Source organism: Hydrogenophaga sp., assembly GCF_011772445.1.
Lineage (GTDB): Bacteria > Pseudomonadota > Gammaproteobacteria > Burkholderiales > Burkholderiaceae_C > Hydrogenophaga.
Window position 1 is genome coordinate 1 of sequence record NZ_WVZN01000030.1, and the last position, 1856, is coordinate 1856.

Here is a 1856-nt window from a genome sequence, read left to right on the forward strand (position 1 = left end):
GCACACAAGGGCAATGCCGTACTCGTTTGTGGCTCTACTACGGTGAAATATCCGGGCTAGGCTGTCACTTGTTCACCTTATTGCCTGATCTTCTTGCACTGACCCATGACCTCCATCTTTGACCAGCACCTGCCCCGCACCGAAGCCAACTTTGCCGCCCTGTCGCCCCTGTCGTTCATCGAACGCACGGCCGAGGTCTACCCCGACCGTCTGGCCATCGTGCACGGCACGCTGCGCCAGACCTGGGCCCAGACCTACGCCCGCTGCCGCCAGCTGGCCAGCGCGCTGACCAAGGCAGGCATCGGCAAGAACGACACCGTGGCCGTGATGCTGCCCAACACCCCGCCCATGGTGGAGGCGCACTTTGGCGTTCCCATGGCGGGCGCCGTGCTCAACACCCTCAACACCCGGCTCGACCCCGAGGCCATCGCCTTCATGCTGGATCACGGCGAGGCCAAGGCCGTGATCGTGGACCCGGAGTTCACCGGCACCCTGGCCAAGGCGCTGGCCCTGCGCACCGCCCCCACGCCCCTGCGCGTGATCGAGGTGCAGGACGCGCTCTACGGCCCCGCCGTGCAAAGCCTGGGCGGCACCGACTACGACGCCTTTGTGGCCAGCGGCGACGCCGCCTTTGTCTGGAGCCTGCCCGCCGACGAGTGGGATGCGATTGCGCTCAACTACACCAGCGGCACCACCGGCAACCCCAAAGGCGTGGTCTACCACCACCGGGGCGCCGCCACCAACGCCATCAGCAACGTGCTGGAGTGGGACATGCCCAAACACGCGGTGTACTTGTGGACGCTGCCCATGTTCCATTGCAACGGCTGGTGCTTTCCCTGGACCATCGCAGCGCGTGCTGGCGTCAACGTGTGCCTGCGCCGGGTGGACGCACAAGCCATCTTTGATGCCATCCGCACCCATGGCGTTACGCACTACTGCGGCGCGCCCATCGTGCACGGCCTTCTGGTCAACGCCCCGGCCGCGATGAAAGTAGGTGTGCCCGCAGGCGTCAAGGCCATGGTGGCGGGCGCCGCGCCGCCGGCCTCGATGATCGAGGGCATGGAAAAGATGGGGTTTGACCTGACCCACGTGTACGGACTGACCGAGGTGTACGGCCCCGCCACCGTGTGCGCCAAACATGAGGCCTGGGATGCCCTGGACATTGGCGAGCGCGCCCGCCTCAACGCCCGCCAGGGTGTGCGCTACCACCTGGAGCGCGACGTACGCGTGCTCGACCCCGAGACCATGCTGCCGGTGCCGCAGGACGGCGAAACCATGGGCGAAATCATGTTCAAGGGCAACATTGCCATGAAGGGCTACCTCAAGAACCCCAAGGCCACCGACGAAGCCTTTGCGGGCGGCTGGTTCCACAGCGGCGACCTGGCCGTGCAGCACCCCGACGGCTACATCGAGATCAAGGACCGCACCAAGGACATCATCATCTCGGGCGGCGAGAACATCTCGTCCATCGAGGTCGAAGACGTGCTCTATCGCCACCCCGACGTGCTGGCCGCCGCCGTGGTGGCCAAGCCCGATGCCAAGTGGGGCGAAACACCCTGCGCGTTTGTGGAGCTCAAAGCCGGTGCGCAAACCACGCCCGAAGACATCGTGGCGCACTGCAAAAAGCACTTGGCCGGGTTCAAGGTGCCCCGCGCGGTGGTGTTTGGCGAGCTGCCCAAGACCAGCACCGGCAAGATCCAGAAGTTCGAGCTGCGCAAGCAGGCGGGCTCGGCGGCGGCCATCGACCTGTGATGAACTTGCAAAAATGATAGCTGCCAGCGCTTGCTGGGTAAGCGCTAGCCCGGATATTTCACCGTAGTAGAGCCACAAACGAGTACGGCATTGCCCTTGTGTGC

1 protein-coding gene is annotated in these 1856 nt (G+C 65.0%); it reads left to right on the top strand.

Annotation, left to right across the window (positions count from 1 at the left end; all coding sequences use genetic code 11):
- The first annotated feature begins 105 nt into the window (after positions 1-105).
- Positions 106-1752, top strand: a complete 1647-nt coding sequence (locus tag GTO19_RS13305) for an acyl-CoA synthetase (RefSeq protein WP_291026749.1) — start codon at positions 106-108, stop codon at positions 1750-1752.
- The last annotated feature ends 104 nt before the right edge of the window (positions 1753-1856 follow it).

What these genes read in the sequence shown, in the direction of transcription:
- GTO19_RS13305 (WP_291026749.1), top strand. Translation starts at nt 106, where the DNA reads ATGACCTCCATCTTTGACCAGCACCTGCCCCGCACCGAAGCCAACTTT.